The sequence below is a fragment of the Streptomyces sp. NPDC031064 genome (assembly GCF_055570965.1).
Map to the genome: position 1 here is coordinate 349,133 of NZ_JBVIGF010000005.1, position 22,854 is coordinate 371,986.

The 22,854-nt window shown below is 73.0% G+C and carries 22 protein-coding genes; 12 read left to right on the forward strand and 10 right to left on the reverse strand.

Annotated elements, in window-relative coordinates; genetic code table 11:
- Nucleotides 1-84: 84 nt before the first annotated feature.
- Nucleotides 85-1,587, forward strand: coding sequence for a class I adenylate-forming enzyme family protein (locus ACZ46W_RS20425; protein ID WP_468339390.1), 1,503 nt, complete (start codon nucleotides 85-87; stop codon nucleotides 1,585-1,587).
- Here the strand turns inward: ACZ46W_RS20425 and ACZ46W_RS20430 are convergent.
- The gene (locus ACZ46W_RS20430) at nucleotides 1,572-2,102 is read right to left on the reverse strand and encodes an EF-hand domain-containing protein (RefSeq protein ID WP_468339392.1); all 531 of its coding nucleotides are present in this window, start codon (nucleotides 2,100-2,102) and stop codon (nucleotides 1,572-1,574) included. The genes ACZ46W_RS20425 and ACZ46W_RS20430 overlap by 16 nt on opposite strands.
- Before the next feature lie 31 nt (nucleotides 2,103-2,133).
- On the reverse strand, nucleotides 2,134-2,508 hold the full coding sequence (locus ACZ46W_RS20435) for an STAS domain-containing protein (RefSeq protein ID WP_468339394.1): 375 nt from the start codon (nucleotides 2,506-2,508) through the stop codon (nucleotides 2,134-2,136).
- Nucleotides 2,509-2,737: 229 nt separating this feature from the next.
- On the opposite strand from ACZ46W_RS20435, the gene ACZ46W_RS20440 reads away from it, so the two are divergent.
- Nucleotides 2,738-3,301, forward strand: a complete 564-nt coding sequence (locus ACZ46W_RS20440; RefSeq protein WP_366128840.1) for a sigma-70 family RNA polymerase sigma factor — start codon at nucleotides 2,738-2,740, stop codon at nucleotides 3,299-3,301.
- On the forward strand, nucleotides 3,298-4,518 hold the full coding sequence (locus ACZ46W_RS20445) for a zf-HC2 domain-containing protein (protein ID WP_468339396.1): 1,221 nt from the start codon (nucleotides 3,298-3,300) through the stop codon (nucleotides 4,516-4,518). Before ACZ46W_RS20440 ends, ACZ46W_RS20445 begins: the two co-directional genes overlap by 4 nt.
- A 350-nt stretch (nucleotides 4,519-4,868) precedes the next feature.
- Here ACZ46W_RS20445 and purU read toward each other — a convergent pair whose 3' ends face one another.
- Together purU and ACZ46W_RS20455 are read right to left on the reverse strand one after the other, a co-directional pair.
- The gene (gene purU / locus ACZ46W_RS20450) at nucleotides 4,869-5,720 is read right to left on the reverse strand and encodes a formyltetrahydrofolate deformylase (protein WP_366128842.1); all 852 of its coding nucleotides are present in this window, start codon (nucleotides 5,718-5,720) and stop codon (nucleotides 4,869-4,871) included.
- Nucleotides 5,721-5,766: 46 nt separating this feature from the next.
- The gene (locus ACZ46W_RS20455; protein WP_366129101.1) at nucleotides 5,767-6,213 is read right to left on the reverse strand and encodes an SCO4402 family protein; all 447 of its coding nucleotides are present in this window, start codon (nucleotides 6,211-6,213) and stop codon (nucleotides 5,767-5,769) included.
- A gap of 169 nt (nucleotides 6,214-6,382) precedes the next feature.
- Between ACZ46W_RS20455 and ACZ46W_RS20460 the strand changes: the two genes are divergently transcribed.
- Nucleotides 6,383-7,654, forward strand: coding sequence for an ABC transporter substrate-binding protein (locus tag ACZ46W_RS20460; RefSeq protein ID WP_468339852.1), 1,272 nt, complete (start codon nucleotides 6,383-6,385; stop codon nucleotides 7,652-7,654).
- Between the two features lie 19 nt (nucleotides 7,655-7,673).
- On the opposite strand, the gene ACZ46W_RS20465 is transcribed toward ACZ46W_RS20460, so the two are convergent.
- Nucleotides 7,674-9,023: a hypothetical protein gene (locus ACZ46W_RS20465; RefSeq protein WP_468339398.1), complete on the reverse strand. Its 1,350-nt coding sequence runs from the start codon at nucleotides 9,021-9,023 to the stop codon at nucleotides 7,674-7,676.
- 172 nt (nucleotides 9,024-9,195) lie between these two features.
- Nucleotides 9,196-10,578, reverse strand: coding sequence for a tetratricopeptide repeat protein (locus tag ACZ46W_RS20470; protein WP_366128846.1), 1,383 nt, complete (start codon nucleotides 10,576-10,578; stop codon nucleotides 9,196-9,198).
- Between the two features lie 367 nt (nucleotides 10,579-10,945).
- Between ACZ46W_RS20470 and ACZ46W_RS20475 the strand changes: the two genes are divergently transcribed.
- From ACZ46W_RS20475 to ACZ46W_RS20485, 3 genes are all read left to right on the forward strand, one after another.
- Nucleotides 10,946-11,641 (forward strand): bifunctional DNA primase/polymerase, encoded by a 696-nt coding sequence (locus ACZ46W_RS20475; RefSeq protein ID WP_468339854.1) that lies wholly within the window; start codon nucleotides 10,946-10,948, stop codon nucleotides 11,639-11,641.
- A gap of 93 nt (nucleotides 11,642-11,734) precedes the next feature.
- A complete protein-coding gene (locus tag ACZ46W_RS20480) occupies nucleotides 11,735-12,550 on the forward strand; it encodes an ABC transporter ATP-binding protein (RefSeq protein WP_468339401.1) in 816 nt (271 codons plus the stop codon).
- Nucleotides 12,547-14,139, forward strand: coding sequence for a transporter (locus tag ACZ46W_RS20485; RefSeq protein WP_468339403.1), 1,593 nt, complete (start codon nucleotides 12,547-12,549; stop codon nucleotides 14,137-14,139). Before ACZ46W_RS20480 ends, ACZ46W_RS20485 begins: the two co-directional genes overlap by 4 nt.
- Here ACZ46W_RS20485 and ACZ46W_RS20490 read toward each other — a convergent pair.
- Both ACZ46W_RS20490 and ACZ46W_RS20495 read right to left on the reverse strand, forming a co-directional pair.
- Complete coding sequence (locus ACZ46W_RS20490; protein ID WP_468339405.1) at nucleotides 14,126-14,989, reverse strand: alpha/beta fold hydrolase; 864 nt, start codon at nucleotides 14,987-14,989, stop codon at nucleotides 14,126-14,128. The genes ACZ46W_RS20485 and ACZ46W_RS20490 overlap by 14 nt on opposite strands.
- Before the next feature lie 479 nt (nucleotides 14,990-15,468).
- A complete protein-coding gene (locus tag ACZ46W_RS20495; RefSeq protein ID WP_366128851.1) occupies nucleotides 15,469-16,161 on the reverse strand; it encodes a metal-dependent transcriptional regulator in 693 nt (230 codons plus the stop codon).
- A 163-nt stretch (nucleotides 16,162-16,324) separates the two neighbouring features.
- On the opposite strand from ACZ46W_RS20495, the gene ACZ46W_RS20500 reads away from it, so the two are divergent.
- Nucleotides 16,325-17,080 (forward strand): SIS domain-containing protein, encoded by a 756-nt coding sequence (locus tag ACZ46W_RS20500; protein ID WP_468339856.1) that lies wholly within the window; start codon nucleotides 16,325-16,327, stop codon nucleotides 17,078-17,080.
- Between the two features lie 9 nt (nucleotides 17,081-17,089).
- On the opposite strand, the gene ACZ46W_RS20505 is transcribed toward ACZ46W_RS20500, so the two are convergent.
- Nucleotides 17,090-18,289 (reverse strand): sensor histidine kinase, encoded by a 1,200-nt coding sequence (locus ACZ46W_RS20505; protein WP_468339407.1) that lies wholly within the window; start codon nucleotides 18,287-18,289, stop codon nucleotides 17,090-17,092.
- On the reverse strand, nucleotides 18,286-18,945 hold the full coding sequence (locus ACZ46W_RS20510; RefSeq protein ID WP_468339409.1) for a response regulator transcription factor: 660 nt from the start codon (nucleotides 18,943-18,945) through the stop codon (nucleotides 18,286-18,288). The genes ACZ46W_RS20505 and ACZ46W_RS20510 overlap by 4 nt, the downstream gene beginning before the upstream one ends.
- A 90-nt stretch (nucleotides 18,946-19,035) precedes the next feature.
- Here ACZ46W_RS20510 and ACZ46W_RS20515 point away from each other — a divergent pair, with 90 nt between their 5' ends.
- The 4 genes from ACZ46W_RS20515 to ACZ46W_RS20530 are packed head-to-tail and all read left to right on the forward strand — an operon-like array spanning nucleotide 19,036 to nucleotide 22,431.
- On the forward strand, nucleotides 19,036-19,506 hold the full coding sequence (locus tag ACZ46W_RS20515) for a hypothetical protein (protein ID WP_468339411.1): 471 nt from the start codon (nucleotides 19,036-19,038) through the stop codon (nucleotides 19,504-19,506).
- Nucleotides 19,503-20,558 (forward strand): efflux RND transporter periplasmic adaptor subunit, encoded by a 1,056-nt coding sequence (locus ACZ46W_RS20520; RefSeq protein WP_468339413.1) that lies wholly within the window; start codon nucleotides 19,503-19,505, stop codon nucleotides 20,556-20,558. The genes ACZ46W_RS20515 and ACZ46W_RS20520 overlap by 4 nt, the downstream gene beginning before the upstream one ends.
- The gene (locus ACZ46W_RS20525) at nucleotides 20,555-21,232 is read left to right on the forward strand and encodes an ABC transporter ATP-binding protein (protein WP_468339415.1); all 678 of its coding nucleotides are present in this window, start codon (nucleotides 20,555-20,557) and stop codon (nucleotides 21,230-21,232) included. The genes ACZ46W_RS20520 and ACZ46W_RS20525 overlap by 4 nt, the downstream gene beginning before the upstream one ends.
- On the forward strand, nucleotides 21,232-22,431 hold the full coding sequence (locus ACZ46W_RS20530) for an ABC transporter permease (protein WP_468339416.1): 1,200 nt from the start codon (nucleotides 21,232-21,234) through the stop codon (nucleotides 22,429-22,431). The genes ACZ46W_RS20525 and ACZ46W_RS20530 overlap by 1 nt, the downstream gene beginning before the upstream one ends.
- The last annotated feature ends 423 nt before the right edge of the window (nucleotides 22,432-22,854 follow it).

Below are 22,854 nucleotides of genomic sequence, written 5' to 3' on the forward strand. Positions count from 1 at the left end.
CCCCGCACCCCTGGACCGACAAGGCACACCGCCCTACGCTCACCGCACTGATCTGACTAACCGTCAGCAACGGAGGAGCGCACCGTGCCGGACACCGACACCGCACACGCCCTGGGCGCCTCGCCCACCCTGTGGGAGCTCGCCGACCGCCGCGCCCGCCTCACCCCGGACCGCCCCGCCCTCCTCCAGGGCGACCGGCGCCTGACCTTCGGCGCCCTGCGCGACCGCGCCGAACGGACGGCGGCCGGGCTGTGGGACATGGGCGTCCGGCCCGGCACGGTCGTCGCCTGGCAGTTGCCCACCCGTGTCGAGACGGTCGTCCTCACCGTCGCCCTGGCCCGTCTCGGCGCCGTCCAGTCCCCGGTCATCCCGTTCTACCGGGACCGGGAGGTGGGCTTCGCGCTGCGCGAGTCCAAGGCCGACTTCCTCGCCGTACCGGGCCGGTGGCGCGGCTTCGACCACACCGCCATGGCGCACCGCCTCGGCGCGCGCGGCGTCTTCGAGGCGTACGACACCCTCCCCGACGCCGACCCCGCCGGCCTGCCCGTGCCGCCGCCCGCCTCGGGGGCGGACGTGCGGTGGATCTACTGGACGTCCGGCACGACATCCGACCCCAAAGGCGTCCTGCACACCGACCGTTCACTGATCGCGGGCGGCTCCTGCCTCGCCCACGCGCTGCGCCTGACGCCCGACGACGTCGGGTCGATCGCCTTCCCCTTCGCCCACATCGGCGGCCTCGACTACCTCGTCATGCTCCTGCTGTACGGGTTCCCGGCCGTCCTCTTCGAGACGTTCGCCCTGCCCGAGGCCCTGGAGACCTACCGGGCGCACGGCGTGACCACGGCCGGTGGCTCCACCGCCTTCTACGCCATGTTCCTCGCCGAGCAGCGCAAGCAGCCCGGCCAAAAGCTCATCCCCACCCTCCGGCTCCTCGCGGGCGGCGGCGCGCCCAAGCCTCCGGAGCTGTACCACGACGTCGTACGGGAGATGGGCTGCCGCCTCACCCACGGCTACGGCATGACCGAGGTCCCGATGATCACGATGGGCTCCCCGGACGACACCGACGACAACCTCGCCCACACCGAGGGCCGGCCCCCGGAAGGCATGGAGATACGGATCGTCGACGGCGAGGTCCGGCTGCGCGGCGAGGCGGTGTGCCGGGGCTACCTGGACCCGGCGCAGACCGCCGAGGCGTTCGACTCCGACGGCTTCCTGCGCACCGGGGACCTCGGGTACCTCACGGAATCCGGCCACTTGGTGCTCACCGGACGTGTCAAGGACATCATCATCCGTAAGGGCGAGAACATTTCGGCCAAGGAGATCGAGGACCTGCTGCACCGGCACCCCTCGGTACGGGACGCGGCCGTCGTCGGCCTGCCGGACCAGGAGCGCGGCGAGCTGGTGTGCGCGGTCGTCGAGGCCACCGGCGCGCTCACGCTGGAGGCCCTCACCGCGTTCCTGCGCGGCGAGGGCCTGGCGGTGCACAAACTGCCGGAGCGGCTTGAGGTCGTGGACGCCCTGCCGCGCAACGACACGCTGCGCAAGGTGCTCAAGTACAAACTGCGCGAACGCTACTCGGAGGCGTGAGGCTCCTGGGTCATGAAGTACCGGGCGAAGGCCGTGACGGCCTCCTCCTCGTCGACCAGCCCGCTGCGGTCCAGGTCCATCGACTCGGCCGCGAGCGCCGCCGCGTGCGGCTCGACGCCCAGCACCCGCAGGGCACGCTCCAGCTCCGCCGTGCCGGCCTTGCCGTCACCGTCCTGGTCGGCCACGGCGAGCAGGGCCCTGACGAAGGGGCGGGCGATCTCGGCGAACCGGTCGGGGTTGTCCCGCAGCCGCTTCACCGCGCCGCTCACGAACTCCGCCCGGGTCACCCGCTGGTCACCGTCCACGTCGGCGATACCGGCCAGGCCCTGCCAGAAGGCCTCCGCGCCACCGGCCAGCGCCTGGCCCTTGTCCGAACGGAACGAGATGCCGAACTCCTCCAGCAGCCTGCCGGCCGCCGTCGTGAAGTCCTCGCGGGAGATATGGCCGTTGCCGTCCTGGTCGAACGCGGCGAACCGTGAGGCGATCCGGCGCTGGTACAACTCCTCTGCGTCCATGCCGGGAGGGTACGACGCGACGGGGTCGCCGTCACGCGGACAACTGTTCGTCCTGTTCGCCGGTGGCCGAGGCCACGTCCGCGTACACCGAGAACAGGCGCCGTACGCCGAGGGCCGCCAGGACCCGGTTGACGTGCGAACCGTCGACGGCCCCCTGAGCGGGCAGTATCAGCCGCAGCCGGCCCCGGCAGGAGTGCAGCAGCCGGCGCGAGGCGATCAGCACGCCGACGCCGCTGGAGTCGCAGAACAGCACCTGGGACAGGTCGAGGACGACGTCACGTCTGCCCTCGGCGACCGCGTCGTGCACGCGTCTGCGGACAACGGGTGAGGAGACCAGGTCCAGTTCGCCCTGGACGCTGAGCACGGTCCAGGCGCCGTGCTCGGCTTCGTCCACCGTGAGCGTCACGCGCCTACCCTTCGCCGATCCGACCGGGAAAATGAACGGGAACATGAACCGGAAGCAGTGCTTCCTTTGCGCCCCTGCTGCCCCGTGGTTCTCCCATGAAACACGATCCACGCACAGTGACGGTTTCCTTACCATCCCGGACCGGCGCGGGACGCACTTGCCACAAAGAGGGGCGCGTTGTCGGTACGGCCCATTACATTCGAGAGGAGTCGGGTCGGGAGGGCTCCCTATGGCGAAGGACACACCACCGCGCTGGGACCGCAAGATGCAGCAGCGGCTGGCGCGCGGCGAGGCGGCCGCGCTCGGTGAGCTGTACGACCGCTTCGCCTCCCTCGTGCACAACACCGCGCACCGCGTCCTCGACGACGAGTCGGCCGCGGACCAGGTCACCCGCGAGGTGTTCGGCTACGTGTGGGAGAACCCGGACGCGTACGACCCAAGGCGCGAGGGCTCCATGCGCTCCTGGATAGCGAAGCTGACCCGCCGCCAGGCCGTGCACCGGCTGCGCCAGGCGGAGGCCAAGGCGTACGCGGAGCGGGGCGGCGGCTCCACCGAGGAGCTGGAGCAGAAGGTGCGCCGCGCGGCCGTGTCGGCCCGTGCCGACTTCATCGTCCAGTCCATGCCGGCGCCGCTGCGCGCCGCGCTGGAGCTGGCCTATTTCCAGCGCCGTGACTACCGCCAGACCGCCGCAGACCTCGGCGTGACCGAGGACGAGGCACGGCGCCGGCTGCGGCTCGGGCTCCAACTGCTGTCCACCGCCAACACCCGGCCACTGGACGGACGGGCGCTATGACCGGGCCGCTGGACGGCGACGGCCACGGCGACGGCCACGAGGAGGTGGGCGGCGTGCCGCGCATACCGTCCCCGAGGCGGGCCGCCGACAACTGCGAGGCCCTGCCCGCGCCCGAGGTGGCGGCGCCGCCCCTGCCGCACAAGGTCCTCCAGTCGCTGCTCGGCGCGTGGGCGCTGTCCGCCTGCTCGCCCGAGGAGACGGTCGCCGTCGAGGAGCACCTGACCGAGTGCGCGCCCTGTGCGGAGGAGGCCCTGCGGCTGCGTGACGCGGTCGGCCTGCTGCACCACGAGCGGGACCTCGACCTGGACCCGCTGCTGCGCTCCCGGGTGCTGGAGAACTGCCTGGGCCGCCGCCCGGCGCGTATCCCGGTGCCCGACTGGGCCGGGCCGTACGACGCGGAGACCGCCCGGCTCGACGCGCTGCTGCGGGACATCGGCGACTCCGAGTGGCACGCGCCGGTGCGGCTCAGGTGGTTCCAGCGCGACCGGTCCGTCAGCCGCCGCACCACCGTGGCGGGGGTGATCAGCCACCTCCAGGCGGTCGACAGCCTCGTCGCGACGGCGATCGGCCTGGACGACTCGCTGTCGGCGAAGACGCCGGCCGAGCGGACCGAGGCGTACTGGCAGGGTGCCCACCACCCGCCCACCAGAGCGGTCCGCGAGCCGTGGCGCGACCAGGCGCACACCCTGATCCGCACGGTCTCCTTCGCGGGGCGCGGCGTGGCGGAACTGTCCGTGTCGTACGGCGACTTCTCCCTGCCGCTGCGCGACGCGCTGCTCGACCGGGCCTTCGAGTGCTGGGTGCACGCGGACGACATCGCGACCGCCGTCGACTACCCGTACGAGCCGCCCAGCGCCACCCACCTGCACGGCATGATCGACCTGGCGGCCCGGTTACTGCCGGCCGCCCTCGCCGAGCGCCGCCGCGCGGGGCTCGCCGCCCCGGCCCGCCACCTCGTGACGGCCGGCGCCCCCGGCCGCTCGCTCCACCTGGAGGTCGAGGGCTCCGGCGGCGGCGACTGGTACATCGCCCTCGACTCCCCCGCCGCGATCGGCTCCCCCGACCGCAAGGTCGCCCAGGTCGCCCTGGACGCCGTCGAGTTCTGCCAGTTGGTCGCGGGCCACATCACCCCCGACGAAGCCGCCGCCGGCCAAGACGGCGACCGCGAAGCCATCCGCGACGTCCTCCTCGCCGCGGCCTCGCTCAGCCGCCTGTAGCCGCCGGGGCCGCCGCCTCCGGCTCCCCCCGCCCCGTGGCGGGGGGAGGTTGGTTGTACGTGGGGGCCACGCCCCCACACCCCCAGCGCGGCAGCTTCGCGCCGCGAGGGAAGGGGCCGCGGGCTGCGCCGCGCCCAGCGCGGGCTGCGCCCGCACGGCCCCGTTGCGGGCAGTGGCCCCACAGGGCACACACCCGCCTCCGTTGTGGGCAGTCGTCCCGCAGGGCGGGACGGGTGGGCACAACGGGACCGGGGCGGCGCCCGGCCGCGGGCTGCGCACCGGGGCGGTGACCTTGCGTGGGCGCTCCCAGGGCGGTGCCCAGCCGTGGGCCACGTACCGCGGGCGGAGGCCTACGCGAAGACGACGGTGCGGCGGCCGTTCAGGAGGATGCGGCGCTCCGCGTGCCACTTCACCGCCCGCGCCAGCGCCTGGCACTCCACGTCCCGCCCGATCGCGACGAGCTGCTCCGGCGTGACGTCGTGGCCCACCCGCTCGACCTCCTGCTCGATGATCGGGCCCTCGTCGAGGTCGGCCGTCACGTAGTGGGCCGTCGCGCCGATCAGCTTCACGCCGCGCGCGTGCGCCTGGTGGTAGGGCTTGGCGCCCTTGAAGCTCGGCAGGAACGAGTGGTGGATGTTGATGATCCGGCCGCTGAGCTGCTTGCACAGGTCGTCCGACAGGACCTGCATGTACCGGGCCAGCACCACCAGCTCGACGTTCTCCGCGCGCACCAGCTCCAGCAGCTCGGCCTCCGCCTGCGGCTTGGTGTCCTTGGTGACCGGAATGTGGTGGAACGGAATGTCGTACGACGCGACCAGCTCGGCGAAGTCGGTGTGGTTGGAGACCACCGCCACGATCTCGACCGGCAGCGCGCCGATCCGCGTACGGAACAGCAGGTCGTTCAGGCAGTGACCGAACTTCGACACCATCAGCACGACCCGCATGCGCTCGTCGGCGCGGTGGATCTGCCAGTCCATCGCGAAGGAGTCCCCGACCGCCGCGAAGCTCGCGCGCAGCTTCTCCACCGTCACCGGCGCCTCGGCCGAGAAGTGGACCCGCATGAAGAACAGGCCGGTGTCCCGGTCTCCGAACTGCTGACTGTCCTCGATGTTGCAGCCGGTGATGAAGAGGTAACTCGAAACGGCGTGCACGATGCCCTGTTTGTCCGGGCAGGAGAGCGTGAGGACGTACTGGTCGGTCATCCTGGCAGGATGCCACATCCGGGCGACGCCCCCGGACGGCGGTCCGTCAGGCGGACCTGGTCATGATCCGCAGCACGTCCAGCGACCGCGGCGGCGCGTCCGGGTCCTCGCCGTCGTTGACGGCCAGCCGTACGTGCGCGTCACGGGCCGCCCGTACCGCCTCCGGCCAGCCGTGGTGCCCCATGTAGGCGGAGACCGGGGCGTCCGGCCCCACCTGGTGCATGATCCGCAGCACCCGCAGCACCGCGACGTCGACCAGCGCGGCCTCGCCCGAGTCCCGGAATATGGTGCCGACGTACTTCTCGGCGGACCAGTTGTCCAGCCAGGTGTCCTCGACCAGCCGGTACACGGCGTCGGTGACGTCCCCGTACCCGTCGAGGCCGGCCAGCCAGCACTCCTGGTGGAAGACGGGGTCGGAGAGCATGTGCAGCGCCGAGCGCACGTTGGCGCGCCAGCGCCACCACGGCATGTCGTTGAGCGGCATGCCGCCCATGGTGGAGGAGCGACGGCCGCGACGGGAAGAGTTCACGGAAGCTGACACGTTTCGATCGTACGTTCCCCCGAACGCGCCGAGGACCGGCCCCCGTAATTCACCTCGGCGTCACCGAGCGTTGAACCGGCCTCACTCCCGCGTTACCCATGGGGCGGAATTGTGCATGACCATGACCGGTAACGGCAGGCGACGCTCTTCCTCCACCCTCTCCCTCATCAGGACCGCGGCGGCAATCGGCTCGGCGTGCCTCCTGGCCGGGTGCGGGGTGCTCCCTGGGGCCACGGGGGGCTCCAGGGACCCTCTCACCGTCATGACGTGGGCGCCCGAGAACACCCGCGCGACCAATATGCCCGGGATGCCCGCCATGGGGCAGGCGTACGCCCGGTGGATCAACGCCAGAGGCGGCATCAACGGCCGCGAGCTGCGCGTGCTCACCTGCAACGCGGGCAACGAGCCGACGGCCGCGGCCGCCTGCGCCCGGCGCGCGGTCCAGGAGGGCGTGGTGGCCGTCGTCGGCTCGTACAGCCGCAACGGCCGCGCCTTCATGCCGCCGCTGGAGGCCGCCGGCATCCCTTACATCGGCGGCTACGGCCTCACCGACGACGAGTTCCGCAGCCCCGTCTCCTACCCGGTCAACGGCGGCCAGGCCGCGCTGCTCGCCGGCAACGGCATCCAGCTCGCGGACGCGTGCGACCGCGTCTCCCTCGTCCGGCCCGACTCCATCACCGGCGCCGACCTGCCGCTCATCCTCAACTCGGGCCTCGCCCAGGGCCACCACCGCACCGCCGTGGACATCCCGGCCGCCGACGACGCCGGCGAGTACACCGAGGAGGCCCGGCAGTCCCGCAAGCGGGTCGGCGACGAGGGCGGTTGTGTCACCGCCGCGCTCGGCGAGCACACCGCGAACTTCTTCGACTCCTTCCGCCGGCTCCCGCCCGACGGCCGGGAGGTCAAGGTCTCCTCGGTCCTCGGCAGCGTCGACCAGCCGCTCGTGGACCGCACCGGCGGCGCCAACGGCCCCTTCGAGGGCGCCTACATCACCGGCTGGTACCCGGAGGCGGGCGACGAGCGCTGGGACGCGATGAAGCGGGTGATCCGCGAGCACGCCTTCGGCGACAACCGGATCGACCCGGCGGACGCGGGCGTCCAGACGACCTGGATCGCGTACAACGTCCTGACGGCGGTCGTCGAGTCCCTCGGCGACGACGAGGTCACCTCCGGCCGGATCGGGCAGGCGCTCGACCGCGGCGTGCGGGTCGACACCGGCGGCCTGACGCCGCCGCTGCGCTGGCGCTACGAGGACATGCTCGGTACGCCGGACCTGCCGCGGATCGTGAACCACCAGGTCACCTTCCAGGTCGTACGCAAGGGACGACTGGTGGCGCAGAAGGACGGGTTCGTCGACGTCGGCCCGACGCTCCGCAAGGCCTCCGCCCTCTAGCGGTCCGGAGTCCGGCCGCTCAGAGCTGGTTCGGCTGGCGCGGGGTCAGACCGTACGTGCCCGCGATGCCGTTCCAGATGGGGGCCGCCTTCCTCTTCGCGGTCGTCGCGTCACCGCTGCCCTTGTTGCCCTGCTCGAAATGCCCCGTGCTGCGCGCCTTGCCGCCCTTGCAGCCCTTCTTGCCCTTCACCTCGGCGGCCCAGGCCGCGTAGTGGTCGTCGGCGGAGGCGGACGCCTGCCAGGCCTCGGTCAGCGCGGTGGTCAGCGCGGCGTGGTTGGGCAGTCGGTCAACGGCCAGGCCCTGGAGCCGGGTCACCAGTTGGCGGCGCTGCCCGGCGGCGCCGCGCAGATCCGTGGCCGCCTGGTCGAGGTTCTGGCACTTCTTGATGTTCTCGACCGAACGGATCACCGTGTCGCGGCTGTTGTTGCTGTCCGCGAGGAGCTTGTCGAGGGCCTCCGCCTGCGTCCTGGCCGGGTCGGGCGCGGCCTGGGAGCCGCCCGGGGTGGGCGAGCTGGCGGCGGCGACGTCGGTCTTGTCCGACGGGCCCTTCTTGTCGTCGTCGCCCCCGCTGAGCAGGGCACCGGCGCCGAGCCCGAGGACGGCGCAGCCGACGACGACGGCGGCGATCAGGGGCAGCTTCGACGACCGCCGGGGCGCCGCCGGCTCCCGGTACGGCTCCTGGTAGGGCTGCTGGGGCTGGTACTGCTGGGGCGGCTGGGGCTGGTGCTGCCGACGCGGAGCCTGGGGCGCCGCCCCGTACGGGGGCATGTGCTGCGTCGCGGCCGCGTCGTCGCGGAACAGGCTGTCGAACTCGGCCGGGGGCTGCCGGTCGCCGGGCGCCCCCGGGCGTATCCCGTAGGGCGCGCCGGACGGCTGGGGCGGGACGGGCGGTATGTACTGCGTGGCGTCCGCGTCGTGGCCCGCCGGGCGGGTGCCGAGGAACTGCGTCGACTCGGCCGGGTTCTCCGGGGGCAGCGGCATCGGCATGGGCATCGGCCCGGCGCCCGGCGTGGCGACCGGCGGCAGGTACTGCGTGGCGTCCGCGTCACCGGCGCCCGGGGTGACCTCGGGCGGCAGCGGCTGGGCGACGGTCCCGTACGCGTCCTGCTGCGGCGGCTGGGGCTGCTGCTGGTGCTGGTGCTGGTGCTGCTGCTGGTACGCACCGGGCTGCGGTTGCGGCTGCTGCGGCGGGAGGGGCTGCTGGTGGCCGCCCGGCGGTCCCCAGGGGCCGCCCCACGGCTGGCCCCCGGCCGGCCCGGCGCCCGCCGCGCCCCAGGTCTCACTGCCCTCGGCGGGCAGCACGACACCTTCGTGCGCGGGCCGCGCCGCGGGAAGGTGCGGCTCCTGACCCTGTCCGCTCTGCGTCACCGGGACTCCTACGTGTAAACCTGTAAACCTACGGAAGCGTCGGCTCACGCTACCGGGTGACGCAGAGCCCGCGCACACGTGTGTGGCGGCCGTAACAAGAACCTTCCCGAAGACGCTGATACCGAAGACGCCGATACGGAAGTCACCGAGACCCCGGTGCCCGGAAGCCGCGTCAGGCGGCCTGGAGCTCCAGCCGGGCGCCGAATTCACGGACTGCCGGCTCGTTCGCGTACGGCTCCAGGCGCTGTTGCAGGTCGTCCAGGTATTCCGCCCCCCTCGACGAACGCAGCGTGCCGAGCAGTTCGGCCGCGCGCGTGCCCGTGTGGCAGGCGGCCTCCACCTCGCGCTGCTGGACCTGCGCCGTGGCCAGCAGCACCAGGCCGATCGCCCGCCGCCGCGCCCGCGCCTCGGGGTGGCCCTCCAGCGACTCGGTCGCCGCCCGCGCCGCCTCCTCGGGCCGGCCCAGGTCGCGGTAGCAGTGGGCCAGTTCGTCGGCGAGGTACGCCCGGTCGAAGTGGGCGATCCACGCCGGGTCGTCACCCGCCTCCGGGTCCGCCCGGTCCATCGCGGCCACCGCCCGGGCCGCCACCTCCTGGCACACGTGCGCGTCACCGAGCAGGGCGTGCCCCCGCGCCTCGGCCGCCAGGAACATCGCCTCCGCCCTCGGCGGCACATGCCCCCGCGCCCCTTCCTGAGCGGCCCGCGCCAACTGGGCGATCTCGCGCGGGTTGCCGAGCTGCGCCGCCAAGTGGCTCATGGACGCGGCCAGTACGTACCCGCCGTACCCCCGGTCACCGGCCGCCTGCGCGAGCCGCAGCGCCTGGATGTAGTACCGCTGCGCCAGCCCCGGTTGCCCGGTGTCCACCGCCATGTACCCGGCCAGCTCCGTCAGGCGGGCGACGGCGGCGAAGAGTTGACGGCCGACGGTGTCCCGGTACGAGCCGGACAGCAACCCGGACACGACGCTGTTCAGGTAGTGCACCACCACGGGCCGCACATGGCCGCTGCCGAACCGGTGGTCCAGCTCGACCAGCGCGGCCGTCATCGCCCGTACCGCCTCGACGTCCGCCATCCCGACCCGGGCGCCGGCCTGCCGCGCCACCTGCGGGTCGGCGGCCGTGATCAGCCAGTCCCGGCTGGGCTCGACGAGCGCGGAGGCGGCCACCGTCGAACCGGACAGGAAGTCCCGCCGCCCCACGTCGCTGCGCCACAGCTCGCAGACCTGCTCGATGGCCCCGAGCACGGTCGGGGAGAACTGGAGCCCCACCCCGGAGGCCAGGTTCTTGCCGTTGGCCATGCCGATCTCGTCGATCGTGACCGTACGCCCCAGCTTGCGGCCGAGCGCCTCGGCGATGATCCCTGGGGCCCGTCCGCGCGGCTGCTGGCCACGCAGCCAGCGCGCCACCGACGTCTTGTCGTACCGCAGGTCGAGCCCGCGCTCCTGCCCGACCATGTTGACGCGGCGGGCGAGCCCGGCGTTGGAGCACCCTGCTTCCTGGATGAGAGCCTGCAACCGTTCGTTCGGCTGACGGGCGACGAGCGGCCTCGCTGCCATGACTACCCCCTGTTGCCGCGGTGATCAGTCTCGCTGATCACTGCCCGGCTGATATACGGAGAATGCAGAAGTTGACCTGCGAATACTGACGAAACCGATGAAGCACCAAGAAGGGCACGGACAGTTACGGAAGTGCATGGATGAACGTGTGGTCCCCCTTGGTGCCATGAAGACCGATGAAGTCTGATACGTCATGCGATATCGGTAGACCGGTCACCTCCCCCGACTGTGGCTACCCGGCCACCGCTCCCGGTCCCCATGCGCGCCCCCGTCCGTGCATCCATGCGCCCCGGATGCCGAATCGATGCGCCTCGGCCTCCCGTCCCGCGCCCCGTAACCCCGGGTGGGGCCGGTAGTTGTGCTGACCGTGGAAGAGACCATCGGAGTCACGGAAGCCGCACAGATCCCCAAGCAGCGAGGCGAGCAGTTGCTGGACAGCGCCGTGCGGTACGCGGAAGAGCGGCACTGGGACGTGTTCCCCGGCACCTGGCTGGAGGCGGTCGACGGCATGGAGCGGTGCTCGTGCGGCGACACCGCGTGTCCCGCGGCGGGTGCGCACCCCGCCCGGCCGGACTGGGCGACCCAGGCGACGGGCAGCGCGGTGGTGGCGCGCCGCCTGTGGGGGAAGCAGCCGAAGGCATCGATCCTGCTGCCGACGGGCCGCACGTTCGACGCGCTGGACGTGCCGGAGGCGGCGGGCTTCCTGGCGCTGGCGCGGATGGAGCGGATGGACCTGACGCTCGGCCCGGTCACCTGCACCCCCGACCGCCGGATGATGTTCTTCGTCCTGCCGGGCGCCGCCGCCAAGGTGCCGGACCTGGTGCGCAAACTGGGCTGGTCGCCGAGCGGCATCGACCTGGTGGCGCGGGGCGAGGGCCACTACGTCGCGGCGCCGCCGACCCGGGTGGGCGGCCACGGCGCGGTGCAGTGGGCGCGCCGCCCCACGCCGGCGAACCGGTGGCTGCCGGACATCGAGGAGCTGATCTGCCCGCTGGCGTACGCGTGCGCCCGGGAGGCCGCCACCGCCAGGGAGGCCGCCGCGGCGCGGGCCCGGCAAGGCTGAGCAGCGCAGACTGCCGGATTCTGCCCCTGCGTGCGCCCCGGCCCGTCCGTAGGGTGGTTCCCGTAACGACGGGGACGACGGAAGGCAGTGACCATGCCGGACGGGACGGTCGATGACGTGGCGGGTGGAGCGCCGGGAGCGGCGCCGCCCGCCGTTCGTGTCGAGGGGCTGTGGAAGCGGTTCGGCGAGCAGATCGCCGTCGCCGGGATCGATCTGACGCTCCCGGCGGGCCGGTTCATCGGGCTCGTGGGCCCGAACGGGGCGGGCAAGACGACGACCCTGTCGATGGTGACGGGGCTGCTGCGGCCCGACCAGGGGCGGGTCGAGGTGGTGGGGCACGACGTGTGGCGCGACCCGGCGGAGGTGAAGGCCCGCATCGGGGTCCTGCCGGAGGGGCTGCGGCTGTTCGAGCGGCTGTCGGGGCGGGAGCTCCTCGCGTACACCGGGCGGCTGCGGGGGCTGCCCGGTGCCGAGGTCGACAAGCGGGCCGCGCAACTGCTGGACGTGCTCGACCTGGCGGGCGCCCAGCACAAACTGGTCGTCGACTACTCGACGGGCATGCGCAAGAAGATCGGTCTCGCCGCGGCCCTGCTGCACAACCCCGAAGTGCTCTTCCTCGACGAGCCGTTCGAAGGCGTCGACCCGGTGTCGGCCCAGACGATCCGCGGCGTCCTGGAGCGGTACACCTCATCCGGCGCGACGGTCGTCTTCTCCAGCCATGTGATGGAGCTGGTGGAGTCGCTGTGCGACTGGGTCGCGGTGATGGCGGCCGGCCGGATCCGGGCGCACGGCACGCTGGCGGAGGTGCGAGGCGGTGCGCCGTCGTTGCAGGCGGCGTTCCTGGAGCTGGTGGGCGCGCACGGGCGCGACACGGGCGAGTCGCTGGACTGGCTGGGCGGTGCGCGGTGATCTCCGTCTTCGTACGGCTCAAGCTGTCCCTGTTGCGCAATGGGCTGCGGCAGTCGGCGGGGCGTACGGCGGCGTACGTCACCTCCGCCGTGCTCGCGCTGCTGTTCGCGGCGGGGCAGTTGCTGGGGCTGGTGCTGCTGCGGGGCAGTGAGCACGCGGCGACCGTGGTGGTGTTGCTGACGGGACTCGTGGCGCTGGGGTGGGCGGTGATGCCGCTGTTCTTCCCGAGCGGTGACGAGACGCTCGATCCGACGCGGCTGGTGATGCTGCCGCTGCGTCCGGGGCCGCTGGTGCGGGCGCTGTTGGTGTCGTCGCTGGTGGGTATCGGTCCGCTGTTCACGCTGTGTCTGGCGGTCGGTTCGGCTCTCGCGCTGGCGCGCGGGGCGTTCGCGGTGGCGGTCGCGGTGGTGGCCGTGCCGCTGGTGCTGTTGGTGTGCGTGGCGCTGGCGCGGGCGGTCGCGGCGGGGAACGTCCGGCTGCTGACGTCCCGCAAGGGCCGGGACCTGGCGGTGCTGAGCGGTCTGGTGATCGCGGTGGGCATCCAGTTCGTCAACTTCGGCGCGCAGCGGCTCGGCCGGGCGGGCGGCCTGTCGGCGCTGGACCCGGCGGCGGAGGTGGTGCGGTGGGTGCCGCCCGCGTCGGCGCTCGCCGCGGTCGACTCGGCGGGCGAGGGAGCCTACGGGGAGGCGGTGGCCGGGCTCCTGCTGTCGGTGGCGGCCCTCGCGGCGCTGCTGTTCGCGTGGCGGCGCAGCCTGGAGAAGCTGATGACGGCCCCGGACGGGTCGACACTGGCGGCGGCCTCGCGCCCGTCCCGCCGCGAGGCGGCGGCCTCCACCGGGCCCGTCGGCCGCCTGTGGCCCGAGGGGCGTGCGGGCACGGTGATGCAGCGGAGTCTGCGCTATGTGGCGCGTGACCCGAAGACCAAGGCCGCGTGGGTGACATCGCTGGCGATCGGCCTGATCGTGCCGCTGTTCAACGCCTTGCAGGGCACGGGATCGGTGTACTTCGCGTGCTTCGCGGCGGGCATGCTCGGCATCCTGATGTACAACCAGTTCGGCCAGGACACCTCGGCCTTCTGGATGGTCGCGATGACGATCTCCTCGGCGCGGGACGCCTACGAGGAGCTGCGGGCGCGGGCGCTGGCACTCGCCCTGATCACCCTTCCGTACGTGGTCCTCGTGACCGCCCTGACAGCGGGCGTGCTCGGCGACTGGCGGGTGCTGCCCGACGCGCTGGGCCTGTCGTTCGGGGTGCTGGGCGCGATGCTGGGCACGGGCGCGGTGGCCTCGGCCCGCTTCCCGTACTCGATCCCGCAGGACAGCGGCTTCAAGAACGTGGCGCCGGGTCAGGCGGGGCTGGCGTGGATCTCCATCCTGGGCGGCATGGTCGCGGCGGCGCTGCTGTGCGCCCCGCTGATCGCCCTCACGGTGTGGCTGAACGCGACCGGAGCCGACATGGCGGCACGGCTCTTCCTCCTCGCCCTGGGCGCCGGCTGGGGCACGCTGCTGACCTGGGCGGGCCTCCGCCTCGCCGCGCCGCGCACGGCGGACCGGCTGCCGGAGATCCTGACGGCGGTCAGCAAGGGCTGACGTCCTCCAGGAAGGGCGTGATGGCGGCGCGCCAGCCGTCCGGCCGGTCGTAGTGGACGAGGTGGCCGGCGTCCGGTACCTCGGCGTACCGCCCGTGGGGCAGGACGCGGACCATCTCCTGGGCCTCCGCACGGCCCAGTTCGCCATCGAGGCCACGGACGACGAGGGTGGGGCAGCGGACCTGGGCCAGCGATTCCCAGTGGGCGTCGTAGACCCAGGTCTCGCGGGAGGTCAGCATCTGGCGGCGGGAGAACAGGGGGCGCCAGCCGTCGGCGCCCTCGGCCATGACCTCGGCGAAGAACTCGCCGCGCGCCGGGTTGGGGCGCTCCACCCGGGGGTCGTCCTCGCCGAACCACTTCCGTACGTCGGCGAGCGTGGCGAAGGGCAGCGGCCAGGAGCGGAACCACTCCTGCCACTCCCGTTGGGACGCGGCACCCAGGGCGGAGGCCCGCATGTCGCAGATGACGAGCGCCCGCACGAGGTCGGGGCGCTCGGCGGCGAGCTGCCAGGCGGTCAGGGCGCCCATGGAGTGGCCGATGAGGATCGCGGGACCGATCCCGAGCTGTTCCACCGCGGCGGCGGCGTCGGCCACGTACGCCTCCCGCGTGAAGGGGCCCTCGGCGGGCTTGTCGCTGCGCCCGTGCCCACGCTGGTCGAGCGCGACGGCCCGGTACCGCTCGGTGAGCCAGCGCGCGGTCGAGGCCCAGTGCGAGGCCCGGCCCATCAGGCCGTGGAGGAGGAGCACCCCAGGCACCTCGTCGCCGGACGCCCGGCCCTTGGGCGGGTCGGCGAACTCCCAGGCGGCGAGGCGTAAGCCGTCGGCTCCGGTCAGGTCGATGCGTCGCACCATGTGTCCTGACACCCCCTTCTGTTCACATGCGCAGCCAGACTATCGAACCTGCATTCGAAAACGGGGCTCTCGCTCGCAACACCGCTCGTTCGAGTGACCCGGCTCAAGGATTGACGGCCGCCGCCGAGGGGAGATCTTCATCGGGAGGCGGGCCGCTCGGGGAAAACGGTCCGAGGGGGACGACCCTGAGAGCTCGGGGCTCCGGGTCGACACAGGGGAGGTGAGGCCCCGGCGCCGATGGGCGCCGGGGCTCTCCATGTCTGACGGCCGCGTCAAGCCGGCTCCCCTCCCCGCGCGCTCAGGTCTGCCCGACGCCAAGACTGGCACGCGCCGCGCGCCCCCGCTGCCGTTCCGCCCGTTTCCGGGGCTCCGCCCCGGGCCCCCACCGCCCTGCGGCACGAATGCCCACAAGCGGTCGGGCGTGCGTCCGCGAAGGCAGCCGCACGCCCACGGGCGGCCGGGCCCCGCCCGGCGGACCGTCAGCGCTTGGCGACGAAGACGTGGGCGGCGACGTCGGCGCCCAGTTCCGCGGCTTCGCCGCTGCTGCCGACCAGGACGCCGCCCGGGGACTCGGTGACGCTGACCACCGAGCCGGGCTGGACGCCCGCGCGGCGGAGGGTGTACATGAGCTGGGCGTCCGTCTGGATGGGCTCGCCGATCCGGCGCACCACCACGGTCTTGCCCTCCGTGCCCGCGTCGAGCTCGGCCAGCGACACCATGCCCTCGTCGAGGAACGCCTCGGCCTCCGCCTTCTCGCCCAGCTCCTCCAGGCCCGGGATCGGGTTCCCGTACGGCGACTCCGTCGGGTGCCGCAGCAGCTCCAGCACGCGGCGCTCCACCGCCTCGCTCATCACGTGCTCCCAGCGGCACGCCTCGGCGTGGACCTGCTCCCACTCCAGGCCGATCACGTCGACCAGCAGGCACTCGGCCAGCCGGTGCTTGCGCATCACGCGGGTGGCCAGGCGGCGGCCCTCGTCGGTCAGCTCCAGGTGCCGGTCGCCCGCGACGGTCACCAGACCGTCCCGCTCCATCCGCGCGACCGTCTGGCTGACGGTCGGCCCGCTCTGGTCCAGCCGCTCGGCGATGCGGGCGCGCATGGGCACCACACCTTCCTCTTCGAGCTCGAGGATGGTGCGGAGATACATCTCCGTGGTGTCGATCAGTCCGGACATACGTGCCCCTCGAAAGATTCGTGCGCTGGCCCTGACTCAATTCTTGCGCATCGCGCCGACAACCGTGCCGCCCTGTGGACAAGCCCGGTATTGACAGAGCAATGGTCCAGACCGCAACGTGATCCGCGACACGGAGAGAAGGGGCCCGACGATGCCTGACGCCATCGGCGAGAGCAAGCTGGCCGGTCGATTCTTCGACGCCGCGATCGGCCTGCTCCAGCGGGTGCGCAACGAGGAGGCGAGGAACATCGCCGCCGCCGGCGCGGCCATCGCCGACACGGTCGCCGACGGCGGCCGGCTGTTCGCGTTCGGGGCGGGCCACTCCTCCCTCGCGGCCCAGGACGTGGTCTACCGGGCCGGCGGGCTCGCGCTGGTGAACCTGCTCGCCGTACCGGGCGTCGTCGGCGTCGACGTGATGCCCGCGACGCTCGGCTCGGCCCTGGAGCGGGTGGACGGTCTCGCCGGCGCGGTCCTGGACTCCTCGCCCGCCCGGGCCGGCGACGTACTGATCATCGTCTCGCTGTCCGGCCGCAACGCCCTGCCCGTCGAGATGGCGATGAACGCCCGCGCGCTGGGTCTGAAGGTCATCGGGGTGACGTCGGTGGCGTACGCGGAGGAGACCAAGTCCCGGCACGTGTCCGGCACCTTCCTCAAGGACCACTGCGACATCGTGCTGGACTCCAAGATCGCCGTGGGGGACGCGGAGCTCACCCACGAGGGCGTGGAGGCCCCCTTCGCACCGGCGTCCACGGTCGTCACCAGCGCCGTCATGCAGGCGGTGATGGCGGCCGCGACCGAGGCCCTGGTGGCGCGCGGCATCGAGCCGCCACTGCTGCGCTCCGGCAACGTCGACGGCGGCCACGAGTGGAACGGCCGTGTGATGAACGAGTACGCGGACCGGATCTTCTTCCGCCACTAGGACCATCCGTCACCCGGACCAGGTGACCCGCACCGTCAGGCCGCCCTCCGGCGCCGGGTTCGCCGTGGCGGTGGCCGACGCGCCGTGCGCGCGGGCGATGGACGTCACGATCGACAGGCCGAGCCCGGCGCCCTCCCCCGGGGCGTGACGGCGTTCCGTCAGACGGCGGAACGGCTCGAAGAGCAGCGGGACCGTCTCCGGCGGGACCACCGGGCCCGTGTTGGACACCTCGATCCCCGACCGTCCCGTCCGCACCTCCACGCGGCCACCCGCCCGGTTGTGCCGGATGCCGTTCGCCACGAGGTTGTGCACCAGCCGGTCCAGCAGGACCGCGTCGCCCTCGACCGTCAGCGGCTCCGCCGAGACCGTGACCGTCACCTCCCGCTCGGCGGCCTCCGCCGCGAGGGCGTCCACGGCCGCCCGGGCGACCTCATGGACGGCGACCGGCGCGACGTCGCCCGACAGGCCCTGGTCGGACGCGGCCAGCAGCAACAGCCCGTCGATGATCCGCTCGCTGTCGTCCGCGACGCCGATCAGTTTCGTACGGATGCGGGCCACCCGCTCCGCGTCCGGCTCGCCCGCCAGGCCGATCTCCGCCGCCGCCCGCTGCACCGCCACCGGGGTGCGCAGCTCGTGCGCCGCGTTCGCCGCGAACCGCTGCTGGGCCCCGACGAGCTGCTCCATCCGTTCCAGCATCCCGTCGAAGGTGTCCGCGAGGCGCTTCAGCTCCCCCGGCGGCCCCGCGAGCCCGATCCTTTCGTGCATGTTCTCGCCGGACAGCCGCCGTGCCGTCTCCGTGATCACCGCGACCGGCCGCAGCACCCGCCCCGCCATCCACCACGCCACGGCCACCGACACCACCGCGTACGCCACCAGCACCAGCAGCGACACGGTCAGCAGCCGGCTCAGCGCTGCGTCCTCGGCGGCGTCGCTGAGCTGCCGGGTGACCGCGTAGCCGCGTACGGCCAGGTCCGACGGCGCGGGCGTCGGCATGGGACTGGCCGGGACGGCCGAGCGCAACGGCGCCGGCGTGGAGGGGGCGAACGTGGAGGCCGGGACGGCCGTCGTCACCGCCGTACTGATCGAGCTGTACAGCCCCTGCCGCACCAGCAGGTAGACCACGCCCGTGAGCAGCGCCCCCGCCAGCACCAGCAGCCCGCCGTACAGGGCGGTGAGCCGCACCCGTTCACCGCCCGCGAAGGGGCTCATGAGCCGATCCGGTAGCCCGCGCCCGGGACCGTCTCCACCACGGGCGGCTGACCGAGCTTGGCGCGCAGCTTGCTCAGGGCGACCCGGACCGCGTTGGTGCGGTAGCTGGTGTGCTCCTCCCACACCTGCTCGATCAGGTCCTCGCCGCTGACGACCGCCCCGTCCGCGCGCAGCAGGGCCTCCAGGACGGCGAACTCCTTGCGCGACAGGTGCAGGTGCCGTCCGTCGCGGCTGGCCTGGCGCCGTGCCGTGTCCAGCACGATGCCGGCCCGCTCCAGGACGGGCGGCAGGGCGGGCCGTGCCCGGCGGCCGAGGGCGAGCACGCGCGCGAGGAGCTCGTCGTACGCGAAGGGCTTGGTCAGGTAGTCGTCGGCGCCCAGGCCCAGACCGTCCACCCGGTCCCGTACCGTGCCCGAAGCGGTCAGCATCAGGATCCGGGTCAGCAGCCCCTGCTGCACCACCCGGCGGCACACGTCGTCACCGTGCAGGCCCGGCAGGTCCCGGTCGAGGACGAGCACGTCGTACGCCCCGAACTGGAGCTTCCGCAGTGCCTCCAGGCCGTCCGACGCGACATCGACGGCGAGCGCGTCACGGCGCAGCCCCTCGGCGATCATCTCCGCGAGGAACTCCTCGTCCTCCACCACCAGTACGCGCATGCGTCCTGTGTAACCCACGGGCACCTTTCGTCGGTGTTAACGAATCCCTTGGCAGCGGCGAAACACCCGTCCCGGGCACCCTCCACAGCCATGAGAATCCGACACTGCACGGCCATCGCCGCCCTCGCCCTGCTCGCCGCCGCCTGCTCGGGCACGGACAGCGGGACCAAGACCGAGGACGTCAGCGGCGAGGGCAAGAAGGCCGACCAGGCCCTGGAGTACCGCAAGTGCCTGCGCGAACAGGGCCTGGACGTGCCCGAGCCCAAGCCGGGACAGGACGAGCGGGGCATCACGATCGGCGGCGACCTCACCAAGGAACAGATGGAGAAGGCCTTCAAGGCGTGCCGCGGCAAGGGCGGCGCCGCCGGCTCCGGGGAGATCACCCAGGCCGACAAGGACAAGGCGCTCAAGTACGCGCGCTGTATGCGTGAAAACGGGGTCAACATGCCCGACCCGAAGTTCGACGGGTCGATGCAGCAGGCGCTGCCGATGCCGACGGCCGGCCCGGAGAAGGACAAGTTCGACAAGGCGATGAAGGTCTGCGGGGGCGAGACCCGGTGACCCGCCGCCGACTCGCCGTCGCGCTCGCCGTCATCGTCCTGGCGGCGGGCGGCGGGGCCGCCGTGACCGCGTACAGCGCTCCCGAACAGCAGACCACCCCCAAGGACACCCCACCCGCCACCGCCACCGTCGAACGCGGCGACCTCACCGACACCAGTCAGCAGACCGGCACCCTGGGCTATGCCAAGGAGCGCCGCGTCAACGCCGGACCGTCCGGCACCCTCACCTGGATCGCGGGCGCCGGTTCCACCGTCGAGCGCGACGAGCGGCTGTACGAGGTCGACGGGCGGCCCGTCCGGCTGATGCACGGCGGCGGGCCGATGTACCGGACGCTGAAGCCCGGCGACGAGGGCAGGGACGTCCGGGACCTGGAGGAGAACCTCCGCGACCTCGGGTACGGCTCCGGCCTCGCCGTCGACGAGGAGTACACCGAGGGCACCGCCGCCGCCGTCAAGCGGTGGCAGGAGTCCCACGACCTGAAGCAGACCGGCCGCATAGGGCCCGACCAGATCGCCTTCGCGTCCGGTTCGGTCCGGGTGAAGGAGACCGGCGCGGCGCCCGGCGACCCGGTCGGCCCGGGAAAGCCGGTCCTCACCGTGACCGGCGCCGAACGCGTCGTACGGTTCCAGCTCCCGGTCTCCGACGGGTCCCTGGCAAAAACCGGCACCAGGGTGACCGTCGAACTGCCCGACGGCACCAGCGCGCCCGGGAAGGTGACGGGTGTCGGCAAGACCGCCAAGGCGGGCGACGACCCGCAGGACAAGACCCCGAAGATCGACATCACGGTGTCGTTCGACGACCCGTCCAAGGTCAAGGCGTTCGACCAGTCACCGGTCACCGTCAAGCTCACCGGTGAGACCCGCCGACACGTCCTCTCCGTCCCCGTCAACGCGCTCCTCGCCCTCCCCGGAGGCGGTTTCGGCGTCGAAGTGGTCGAGAAGGGCCGCAGCCGGGACGTGAAGGTGGAGCTGGGCATGTTCTCCGAAGGCCGGGTCGAGGTCAGCGGAGGCGGGCTGCGCGAGGGCATGAAGGTCGGGGTGCCGTCCGTATGAGCACGGTCGTACGCCTGACCGGCGTCACCAAGGAGTACGCGGGCGGCGTCACCGCGCTCGACGGCGTCGACCTGGCCATCGAGCAGGGCGAGCTGGTCGGGATCGTGGGCCCGTCCGGGTCCGGCAAGTCCACGCTGCTGCACATCGTCGGCACCCTGGACCGGCCGACGGCGGGGCGCGTGGAGATCGCCGGCCACGACGTGGCCGCCCTGTCCGACCGCCGTCTGTCGGCGCTGCGCGCCCGGCACATCGGGTTCGTCTTCCAGGCCTTCCACCTGGTGCCGGGCGTCAGCGCCCAGGACAACGTCGCCGAAGGGCTCCTCTACTCCGGCCTGCCGCGCGCCCGGCGCCGCGCCCTGGCCGCCGAGGCACTCGCCCGCGTGGGGCTGGCCGACCGCCGCGGGCACCGGCCGCACGAACTGTCCGGCGGCCAGAAGCAGCGGGTCGCCATCGCCCGCGCGGTCGTCGGCCGCCCCGACCTGCTGCTGGCGGACGAGCCGACCGGAGCGCTGGACACGGCGTCCGGCGAGGCGGTGATGGAGCTGCTGCGGAACTTGAACGAGGAGGGCGCCACCATCGCGGTGATCACTCACGACCAGGAGATCGCCACACGCCTGCCCCGTCAGGTGCGCATCCGCGACGGCCGGATCGTCGCCGACGGGGTGACAGCCTGATGTCCCGTACGAAACTGAAAGCCGCCCGCCTCGGCCCCCGTGACGTCCTGCACGTCGGTGCCGCCGGGCTGCGCAGCCGGCCGGTGCGGATCGTGCTGTCCGCGCTCGGCATCGCGATCGGGATCGCCACCATGATCGCGGTGGTGGGCATCTCCGCGTCCAGCAAGGCGCAGTTGATGCGGCAGCTCGACGCGCTCGGCACCAACATGCTGGTGGCGACGCCCGGCGAGTCGCTGTTCGCCGGGCAGGACGTCCAACTGCCCAAGGACGCCCCCGGCATGGTCGGCCGCATCGACGGCGTCCAGCAGGTGGGCGCGACCGGCGACGTGAAGCACTCCGTGCGCCGCTCGGAGAAGATCCCCGAGGAGGAAACGGGCGGCATCACCGTCCGGGCCGCCACGGAGGACCTGCTCAAGGTGGTGCGCGGCCGGGTAGGCCACGGCACCTGGCTGAACGCCGCCAACGGCCGCTACCCGTCGGTGGTCCTCGGCCACGTCGCCGCCGAGCGGCTCGGGATCACCGAGCCGGGGCGTCAGGTGTGGATCGGCGACCGGTACTTCACGGTCGTCGGCATCCTCGACCCCCTGCCGCTTGCCCCCGAGATCGAACGCTCCGCCCTTCTGGGGTGGGCGGCCGCCGAACGGCTCCTCGGCTTCGACGGCCACCCCACGTCGGTGTACGAGCGGTCCACGGACGCGTCGGTACGGGACGTCCGGGCTGTCCTCGCCGCCACGGTCGACCCGCGCAACCCGCAGAACGTCCGGGTCACCGACCCCTCCTCCGCACTGCGCGCCAAGGCCGCGACGGAGGGCGCCTTCTCGACGCTGCTGCTCGGGCTGGGCGGCATCGCGTTGCTGGTCGGCGGGGTGGGGGTGGCCAACACCATGATCATCTCGGTGCTCGAACGGCGCCACGAGATCGGGCTGCGCCGCTCGCTGGGCGCGACCCGGGGCCAGATCCGCGTCCAGTTCGTCACCGAGTCGCTGATGCTCTCGGGCCTCGGCGGCCTGGCGGGCGTGGCCCTCGGCGCGGCGGCCACCGGCGCGTACGCCACCTCCGGCGGCCTGCCGTGGGTCGTCCCGCCCTGGGCGGTGGGCGGCGGCTTCGGCGCGACGCTGCTGATCGGCACGGTGGCCGGGCTGTACCCGGCGGTGCGGGCGTCCCGCCTGTCACCGACGCTGGCGCTGCACGCGGCGTAGGGGGCGCCGGGAGCGACCCGTACCGTCCGACGGACGACGGCCGGGGCGGGGCCGTGCAGGGTCGCCCCCGCAGAGGTTGGCGGCAAAGGCCGGGCTCCCTTGGGTGGCGCCCAAGGCCGCCGGCCTCGAGGAGGTGAGCCCGGAGGGGCCCCGCCCCCACCCACCGGGGGTGGCCGCCCGACCCACCGGGCCCGCACCCGGGGTCACCGGGGCCGGGCACCGCCCCTGTCCCGTTGTGCCCACCCTCCCCCAAGCTCTCGGCTTCGCTCGAGCAGGGGGGACCCCCATCGCCCTGCGGGACGACTGCCCACAACGGGGGGCGAGCCCTGCGGGACGACGACTGCCCACAACGGGGGGCGAGCCCTGCGGAACGACTGCCCACCACCGGGAGGGAACGCTGAACGGCGGAAGCGGGACCGCTAC